Consider the following 9,071-nt stretch of genomic DNA (forward strand, 5'->3'; position numbering starts at 1 on the left):
AAGAACCTGCTACACTAATCAATGAAATTCTATCCCAAATTGAAGGCAATACCTCTTTGGGTAATTTGCCTTGCTGACAGGCCTCCCAACCACCACAAAAATCCCTCTTTTAACCATGGCTAAAAGAGGGATTTTGTTACGGTTGTTCTTTCTCGAAGATGTGGAGTGTGCCACCGCTGTCGAGTGCAAAAAGCTGTTTTTCTGAAACTTGAGGAGATGAATTGAATGTTTCTTTTTGGTCTTCTCGCTGATATTGCCAAACAATTTCCATACTAGGAATGTGAAATACACCTAACCAATAATAAAACTGGGCTGTACCAATACCTGCCGTAAAGTAGATATAATCACCTTGCTGACAACTATGCCCAAATTGCCAAGTAGTTTGAAAATTACCTGTCCAAAAACTTTTATGTTGGCTAATGCTATAGGTCTGAATATCAAACTCGACAAAATCGTAAAAAGTAAGGAAATAAATTTTACCAGTTTCAGAATCTAAATGAGCATTACGAGTAAAATCTGCTCTTATTTCTTGGGGTTTTCTAAATTCCCACAGAATTTCGCCTGTCTTTACCTGAATACCTATTAGATTTTGATTGGATAAACTTACTATGAGTTGATTTTGGAAGTTGCCAATAATTTGAGCTATTTCCCCATAAGCCCCCAAATCCACCTCCCATTCGTATTCGCCTGTGAGAAGGGAGAGGGATTTGAGGGTGGTTGCAATAGTAAAAATTTCAGAAGACAACGAAATAAATGAAGGTTCAGCATCTATTTTTTTTAAAATTGAACCAGTACTTAAATCAAAGACGAACTTATTAAATACTCCTCTTGATACCCTTTGTGAAATAATTATCTTGTCTTCACTATATTTCTTTTCACTCAAACTATAACATTCTAATAATGAGATGGTTTTATTGTTTTTAAATGTGTATATTACCGAATCCCAAGAACAAAAAATTATACGTTCTTTTAATCCACGAACAAAACAACATACATCTTGCTCTCTTAATAAAATGCTATCAACGTATAGATTTTTATCAGAAAGATAAAGTAGTTTATCCCCTCTTATTTCAAATGAAGTAATTTTGGCTTTTTTTTGATTTAAAAAAAACATAGCTATTTGACTTTTATGAAGTTGTAAAAAATACTTGATGCGCTTTCGATAAGTTCTTCAAATTTATCTTTCCCAGCAACAGGGTCTGAGATATTGGGAAACAAATTCCCTTTCAGCGTAGTATTCGACCAAATGGTTTCAAAAACCTGTGCTCCTTGATTAGTAAGGTCGTTGTTTTGGTAGAGCATGGTTTGGAACACACCTTTTACATAGATTTCACTCATATTTTTTCTTCGTGCATCGAAAAAGTATTTTAGTTCAGTCATTGAACCAATATTTTTGAGATAAGTAATAAACTGCGTATAACTGGCACTTGTACCATTTTTTAAACCAGAGAAATTGGCATCACCCAATTCCCAACTCTTACACTCCACCAAAATAGTCGTTGTTCCATCTATTTCTACAATATCAGCTTTTTGGGGTTTGGCAGGGTTTGGGCTATCGCTCAGGTCTAACTCAAATTGTTGTACATCTTGGGCAGTATAGTTTTCTTCTTTTAGTAGTTTAAGCATATATGCACCCCCAACTACTTGCGTAGCACTGCCCGTAATACCTTGATTCCAAACCCCACCTGTTCCGCCTGCTCCTGTAGTATTACTGAAATTTACGGCAAAATAGCTAAGATTTTCTAAGTAGTCGCTCATATAATCTATGTGTGGAGCTGGGTCGTTATCGCAGGTATAGCATTTGGCTGTGGAATGTTGTTTCATAGCACTGATTAGAGCGTTTCTTCCATTATTTCCACCTTCAATACTACCAATATTAGTTATAAATGTACTGTTTAGTAGCAGTGAAGCTACTTTTTGCAGTAAAACAAAGTCTAATGGCATGAGCGATGCACAAGCTCCAGTTGGGTTGGCACAACGTGCCTCACGGATTGCTTTCCACGCATCTATCAGCCCTACTGTCAAGCTATTTACATTACCACAAAGATAGGCACTACCACCGCAGGTGCTTGGGGCTATATCCCCCAAAAACGCCTGTACCTCTCCACTCGTGAAGGTTAATAATTTAGTTACAATAGGGTAACTCTCTAAACAATCACCCACAAAAAAGCCCTCCTTTAGTGGAAAAGAGGGCTTTGTGCTAAACTTATTCTTTTTCGAAAATATGTAACACCCCTTTTTCGTCAAGGACATACATCTTATTTGCTGCGACTTGAATATCTCTAATCATTACATAGGAGCGACCTGGCAGTTCGTAAAGTTTGTCATGCCATTCTATTTGCTTCGTTTGTCGATTCAAAACTCCAACGGTAGAAACCTCATTGTCTTTGAAATAAATATATTGCTCATCATATGCTATTCCCTCTGGGGCAGCTAAATGATATACTTCATAAATAAAAGAGGGGTTGTTAAAATAAGAGGGATTTAAAGCCTTTATATCTGTAATGTGCAATGCTGGTTTATCAGCTTTGAGGTCTATTTCCCAATAGCGGTTTTCATAGACCCCGATAAGTATTTGTTGTTTTTCATCAAAAAGAGAACGAAAATATTGCATCTGTACAGTACCTCTTTCTTGAAAAGTATCATAGCCATCAAAATTAAGATGATGAATAAGTTTACCATCATTTATGTTAATGCCTAAAATTACACCTCGTTGGGTTACCAACCATAAACACTCATTAGCTAATCCGTATATTTTGGAAATGCCATCATAATTACCCAATTTTTCACCTAAATCCACCTCCCATTCGTACTCGCCTGTCAGGAGGGAGAGGGATTTGAGGGTGGTTCTGGGTAAAAACAAAAATAAGTTTTGATTTTCAACTAATCTGAGAATATCAGGCGAATTGGATAAAATTTTTGTACTTGTTCCAGTTGAAATATTAAATATGAATAAATCACAACGGCTTCTTTCTAACTCTTTATCGTATATATAATTTTCAGTATAGAAGCCTTTTTTTCCGTCGAATCCAAGTGAAAATAGAACTTGTGGAACTTCAATTTCTCTATTATTTTTTTTATCAACTAAAAAATGTTTTCCATTTTTTCCATATTGAATGAAATGATCATTTAAATAACCATAATAGTTATAGTTATCAGCAATGACGACATCATTATTGAATAATGTTCCATTTTTTAGTTTATAACTCAATGTCGAATTCCTAATTGAATAGTATTTGACCTCTTTGATAGTATCAGTTTTTTTAAACATTACCTAGTTTTAATAAAGTTGTAAAAAATATTAGAAGTGTCAGATATACGAATTGCAAATTCTCCTTTTAGTCTAATTTCATTTTTATCAAGCCAATCATCGTCTTTCCCTACAGTTTCAGGAAACAAACTCCCTCTCAAAGCTGTATTTGCCCAAATAACATTAAAGAAACCATCTATATCATTGCTGATGAGTTTTTTAAAGCGGTTTGCCAAGCCTTGTTCAAGAGTGAAAGTTGTTCCACCCCCCTTATACAGCTTTTCGGTTTGGAATACATACTCCAACTCTGCCATATTGGCTATTTTACTCAAATATGCCTTAAATTGTTTGGGGTTTATTTCTACTGGGCTATCGGCATCGGTATTCATCGATTTACTTTTATACTCGTAATAACGAGGTGTTTGCCCAGCTACCATCTCTACATCAAACTGGCAACTATTATTGCCACAATCATAGGCATCATCATCAAAATCCCAATCTATACGACTTACATTAGAGGCTTCCAATTGGTTCATTTCTCTAATGCCAAACCAACCTCCGTCTAAATTACGGCTATTTGCAATTGTTAGTTCTTTTACAGCTCCGTTGGTTGTACCAGTGCCTGCACCATCCCTTATTTTAAAGCCTGTTTTTGCATGAAACTTATTGACCGCTATCTCAAAAGCATCTAAATAAACCATTAAAGTTTGAGAATTATTAAATTTCACACTTGTTTTTGGAGAATTTAAAGCATTGCAAATTAATTTCATATTACTTACCCCTTGATTGTTCAATGACTCTATTGTAGTAGAGTTACCAAGCAAACTTGTAATTTTAGATAAATACCCCCATTCTTTACGGTAACTACTCCATGAATAGAGCACATCCCACGCATCTATCAACCCCACGGTTAAACTCCCTACATTACCACAAAGATAGGCACTACCACCGCAGGTGCTTGGGGCTATATCCCCCAAAAACGCCTGTACCTCTCCACTCGTGAAGCTCAGTAGTTTAGTCACGATTGGTCGTAAGCTCGCTACCGTTGGAAATGCACTACATAACTTTGATACGCCTGCATTGCCGTTGGTGCCACCTCGGGCTTCGAGCGTGTTGAGGTCTTGGCATAGGGTGTATTCGACGATGAGGTGGTGTTTTAACTTCTTTTTTGATAGGTAACAGTTTTAAAAAAATACCCTTGACTCTTAGCGAATCAAGGGTATTAATGCTTTTGTAATATTAACAAAACTTATTCAGCCTCTCGTTCATAAATATGGAGTGTACCACCTGTATCTAAAATAAAAATTCTGTTATCACTAATAACAGGTTTTTGCCCAGCAGCAAAAAAAGCTCCGTTTTCTAAATTTACCTCTTCCCACCACAATAGTTCTAAGGTTTCATAGCTTAATACACCTATTGATTTAGCAAAAATAGCGTCATCTTTCGACGTAGCTGTGAAATAAATATAATTTTTATTTAATGTAAATTCAAAGACATTTAACCCAATAGACTTTAATTGGTCAAGCGTTTGTTGTCTAATTATTTCACCATTGCGGGCATCTATCTCTAAAAAGTGAGTACCTCTATCTTCTCTAAAATTACCCCTCAAACTAATGATACTTTGTTTTTCTTCTATAAACTGAGCTGTATAACCGAAGAATGCCTTGTAGTCTAGTTGTTTTTCAACTTCTCCTGTTTGAGCATTAATGGCTATTAAATCGAAGTAAAACCAGTAATTCTCCTCTCTTTGGGTAATTAACCACAAATGATTATCTGACACATTTAAAATATTTAAGAATTTGTCACTATTTGTAAATTCAATATTCCAAACTAAATATCCATTTGATGAATTAACTTTTGAAATAGATTTAATACCAATACTAAATAAGCATTGATTAATGTATGACAAATTATCATAATTTTTATTCCTCCAAATAATCGTTTTTAAGGTCAAATCAAAAACTCCATATTCTTTCTTAATTGTATCTACATTAAGCTTATAGGTAACAATTTTATTATTAGTTACAGGCAAACGAAACAAATTGGCAAAATTTTCATATAAAAGATTTCCATTTTTAATTGATATAATTTTCAATGAGCCATTATTACTCTGAAATATTACTATATCTTGTAATATTTGTAAAAAACCTAATCCACCACCAGCTTTTATCTCCCATAATTTCTCATTGATATTTCTTAAAGAAATAGTATTATTCTTATTCATTGAAATTATCTCACCATTAAGTATTTCAAATGAATAAATGTCTGATAACTTTTTAGTTTCGTAATATGTCATTTTATTTTTATAAAATTTAAAATTGGATGAGTGACTAATTCACCTTTGTCTGCTAATTGCTTCAACTCTACATCGCTTTGAATATTAATATTTGGGTTAGTAAATATTGAAGGATTAGCACCAAAAATATCTTGAGCCTTATTCATAAACAGCGTTTGGAACTTAGCTTTGACTTCCGTCTCAGATGCCTTTTTCTCCATCAAACCAATATTCTAAACCATCCAAACTATTGATTGAACGCAAGTAATTCAAGAATTGGCTATATGAGTTACTTGTGGCACTACCACTAACAAAACCTTGAAATGTGGAAGCATTAGGTTTCCAACTCTTACACTCAATAATTTTGCCGTTTAATTGATAAATGTCTGCATAACTTTTATTGGTTTCGCCATCGTCATTTATTGTTTCTATTTTTTCTTCAAAACTATTTATCGGTAAAGAAGTTATGCTTGCACCCAGCACTCGTAACATAAAAGCTGACGCTTCTACAGAGTTAAAGTGCTGAATCATTTTTACACCTCTGTTTCACGCTCAAAAATATATAACGTGCCACTCGTATCTAAAACATAAATTTTATCATCAGTAGCTTGGATTTCTTTGAGGTTATTGTAGGTTTCTTTACTCAATGTTATTACTTGTTGCAACCAAACCACCTCATTCTTTTGGCGGTCGAATACACCAACGTGGTCTCTAAAAACTGTTCCTTTTTGATAATTACCAATAAAATAAATGAAATTATCGGTAATAAAACTAGGACCAATATTATAGCGGCTATCTTGCCAAATCAGGGTGTTTTCTTGTGTTGGAAGATGTACTTGCACTAAATAATCTTGATAAAAAAAGAAAAGTGATTGCTCTTTTTCGTAATACTGAGGAAACAATACCGCTTGAATGATACCTTGTGCTTGTAAGGCTTGAAGCGGAAAAGTTTCCGTTTTGATTTTCCCTGTTTGAACATCTATTTCTACCAATCTTTCATCACTCATCCAAACATATAAGTTCCCATCTATTACACCAATTATTTGACTTATTTTGGCTTCTTGCTCTTCACCACCGAATATAAATTTTCTGACTCCCAAATCCACCTCCCATTCGTATTCGCCTGTCAGGAGGGAGAGGGATTTGAGAGTGCTCTCGACTTGAAAAAAGATATTAATTTCGTTACTTAGATAACTATTTATTTTTTCTACTTTGGGGAAATTTACTACAACTTCATTTTTTATTGTAGAAAAACAGCTTTGAATATTGTCTTTAAAAATTACGATAATATTAGAAATACATCCATTTAAACCTATATTAAAGTCTAATTTTTCTATTGAATTGTCAGATATTTTAAAACGGTAGTTTTCCCAATTAATATCTTTAATCCAAACATTATCATCTGTAATATCTGTTTGCCAAAGCATTGGGGTAATATTATGAAGATGAGAATTTACATGAAAAAGCCCCTTATAGACTATCAATTTTTTATTTTTTATTATAATAAAATGACTAATTTCTGTCATTTCTTCAGTTAAGTTGTACATCATTTTGCTTTTATGAATTGATAAAAACTATTTCCTGTATTTGAAACAATATCTTTAAACTGCTCTTGTGGCGTTTTTGTTGCAGTTGCTGATAAATCAAATAAAGTTGTCCGAAGTGTTAAATTTCCAAAAATAGCATTAAACGCCGCTGTTCCATTTGCTGTAAGGTTTGTACCATCGTACAGCATTTGTTTGAAAGCACTTTTGGCATAAGGTTCGGTTGCTCCTTTTCGGGCATCAAAATAATATCGCAGCTTGCCCATGTCGCTTACCTCTGGCAACGATAAATAGGCGATAAACTGTTTTACACCAGTATGCCCACTCACGAAGTTCTCAAATGGTGTTTTGGAAGTAGTATAACTTGGTAGGGTATTGCCAAAATCGTAATCCTCTTCTTCTACATTATCTTCGTCAGCATTGCCTGTAAGAGTGGTTTTCCAGCTTTTAAACTCACAAAGGGTATTGTCTGCCAATACCAAATCGGGTTCACAGCCTGTTTTTGCTACTTCAAATCCCATCACAGACAGGTTCTCGGATTTTAATACTCTAATGATGAAGGCTTCTGGTTCTAATTTTCTGATGGTTGTAGTACTTTTGAGTAGGTTCAAAGCTGTACTGTATCCACCTGCTACACCTGAAAAAGTTGAGAAATGCTTCACATCGTCCAAATACTCATCAATGTCACGTAAATAGGTGGCATTACAGTTGGTACAACCTTTGTATGGAGCTCGGCTGTTTTTGGCTACTATTTCAGCTAATCCATTCACTCCGCCTATTTTAGATACAAACGAATTATCATCTTGTAATACCTTTACTTTCTGTAACAATGGGTTATTTCTTCGTCTAAATGGTTGGTTGTACAAATTTAACAATTGCCAAGCATCTATGATATTACTGTCAAAGTTATTCATGTAGTGGGTGACGGCATAGCTATTGTCTTCTTGGGTAATATCGCTTAAAATAGTTGATATTTCTGAGTTATTTGTAATTTGTAATAACCTAGTCACGATTGGTCGTAAGCTCGCTACCGTTGGAAATGCACTACATAACTTTGATACGCCTGCATTGCCGTTGGTGCCACCTCGGGCTTCGAGCGTGTTAAGGTCTTGGCATAGGGTGTATTCGGTATTGTCTTCCCCACTTGCTGGCTTTAGTACCGTTTTGCCACAGTAAACACATTTGCTGTCGTCGCCTATTTTGTAGGTTTTACCATCTTTTATCAAGACAATTGGTTGGGTCGATATCGTGCTTGAGGTCTTTAGCCTTACCAAAATGTTTTGAACAGAGTTGATGGTGCTTTGCAATATCTCATACGTTCCTGAACTACTGCTTAATGCCTCGCCTGTTTGGTCGAGTATTTGGCTTGCATTTACCTCGGCTACTACGCTGGCTTGGCTCACGATGCTGCTTATCTCTGATGAGTTTCCATTAATTAGATCACTTGCCACATTGGGTACTCGCATTACCGTTTCGATGATGCCACTATTATCTATGATACGAGCTTCCACTTGAGGTGTTCCCGTTAGGGTCATTATACCCAATGTACCCGTTAGGGTGGTCGAACGCACCCACTTTAAGGCTTTATCCTTGATACCTAGCCATGAGTTCACCCATGATTGTACACGGCTTACACTGCTCAAGATGCCCGAACTTGGTGTACTGCCTGAGACTAATATTGCCTTGGAGAAGTCCGCAAAAAAAGTTGGATTTTCCAATCTCGTCAATACATCGTCTGAAACGTTTTGTAGAGCATCAGCCAATTGGGTTCGTTCGGCACGAGTTAAGGTCATCAAATTCGCAAACAGATTCGGTCGAAGCCAAGCCAATTTTGCCCCCAATAACGCTGAGGATGACAAAGAAAATTTTGAAAATGATAAGCCACTGTTCAATAAACCAGCGATAACGGCCGTTGTGGCTGCTCGTAGGGTAGCTTGGTTGTAGTTTACTTTGCTTAAATCTTTGGTTTGTTTGTACTGGTCATAAATGTCTTGCACTCCTG

At 35.5% G+C, this 9,071-nt stretch carries 9 protein-coding genes; all 9 read right to left on the reverse strand.

The genetic code is table 11. From position 1 onward, the window contains the following. Window positions 1-136 precede the first annotated feature (136 nt). Window positions 137-1,114: a hypothetical protein gene (locus tag GVN22_RS26080; protein ID WP_166553948.1), complete on the reverse strand. Its 978-nt coding sequence runs from the start codon at window positions 1,112-1,114 to the stop codon at window positions 137-139. A gap of 2 nt (window positions 1,115-1,116) precedes the next feature. Beyond that, on the reverse strand, window positions 1,117-2,163 hold the full coding sequence (locus GVN22_RS26085; RefSeq protein WP_166553949.1) for a hypothetical protein: 1,047 nt from the start codon (window positions 2,161-2,163) through the stop codon (window positions 1,117-1,119). Between the two features lie 43 nt (window positions 2,164-2,206). Then, on the reverse strand, window positions 2,207-3,271 hold the full coding sequence (locus tag GVN22_RS26090; RefSeq protein ID WP_166553950.1) for a hypothetical protein: 1,065 nt from the start codon (window positions 3,269-3,271) through the stop codon (window positions 2,207-2,209). Next, window positions 3,271-4,272: a hypothetical protein gene (locus GVN22_RS26095; protein WP_166553951.1), complete on the reverse strand. Its 1,002-nt coding sequence runs from the start codon at window positions 4,270-4,272 to the stop codon at window positions 3,271-3,273. Before GVN22_RS26095 ends, GVN22_RS26090 begins: the two co-directional genes overlap by 1 nt. A gap of 227 nt (window positions 4,273-4,499) precedes the next feature. After that, the gene (locus GVN22_RS26100) at window positions 4,500-5,546 is read right to left on the reverse strand and encodes a hypothetical protein (RefSeq protein ID WP_166553952.1); all 1,047 of its coding nucleotides are present in this window, start codon (window positions 5,544-5,546) and stop codon (window positions 4,500-4,502) included. Further along, the gene (locus GVN22_RS26105) at window positions 5,543-5,692 is read right to left on the reverse strand and encodes a hypothetical protein (protein WP_166553953.1); all 150 of its coding nucleotides are present in this window, start codon (window positions 5,690-5,692) and stop codon (window positions 5,543-5,545) included. Before GVN22_RS26105 ends, GVN22_RS26100 begins: the two co-directional genes overlap by 4 nt. A 34-nt stretch (window positions 5,693-5,726) precedes the next feature. Continuing rightward, a complete protein-coding gene (locus tag GVN22_RS26110; RefSeq protein ID WP_166553954.1) occupies window positions 5,727-6,056 on the reverse strand; it encodes a hypothetical protein in 330 nt (109 codons plus the stop codon). 2 nt (window positions 6,057-6,058) lie between these two features. Beyond that, entirely contained in the window at window positions 6,059-7,051 is a 993-nt protein-coding gene (locus GVN22_RS26115; protein ID WP_166553955.1) for a hypothetical protein, read from the reverse strand. 20 nt (window positions 7,052-7,071) lie between these two features. Then, window positions 7,072-9,071: hypothetical protein (locus tag GVN22_RS26120; protein WP_166553956.1), on the reverse strand; the 2,000-nt coding region annotated here is incomplete at its 5' end.

It is taken from the genome of Cellulophaga sp. BC115SP, assembly GCF_009905545.1.
GTDB lineage: Bacteria > Bacteroidota > Bacteroidia > Cytophagales > Spirosomataceae > Flectobacillus > Flectobacillus rivi.

Excerpts from the sequence above, each read along its gene's own strand:
- GVN22_RS26080 (WP_166553948.1), bottom strand. The coding sequence starts at position 1,114 with ATGTTTTTTTTAAATCAAAAAAAAGCCAAAATTACTTCATTTGAAATA.
- GVN22_RS26090 (WP_166553950.1), bottom strand. The coding sequence starts at position 3,271 with ATGTTTAAAAAAACTGATACTATCAAAGAGGTCAAATACTATTCAATT.
- GVN22_RS26100 (WP_166553952.1), bottom strand. The coding sequence starts at position 5,546 with ATGACATATTACGAAACTAAAAAGTTATCAGACATTTATTCATTTGAA.
- GVN22_RS26105 (WP_166553953.1), bottom strand. The coding sequence starts at position 5,692 with ATGAATAAGGCTCAAGATATTTTTGGTGCTAATCCTTCAATATTTACT.
- GVN22_RS26110 (WP_166553954.1), bottom strand. The coding sequence starts at position 6,056 with ATGATTCAGCACTTTAACTCTGTAGAAGCGTCAGCTTTTATGTTACGA.
- GVN22_RS26115 (WP_166553955.1), bottom strand. The coding sequence starts at position 7,051 with ATGACAGAAATTAGTCATTTTATTATAATAAAAAATAAAAAATTGATA.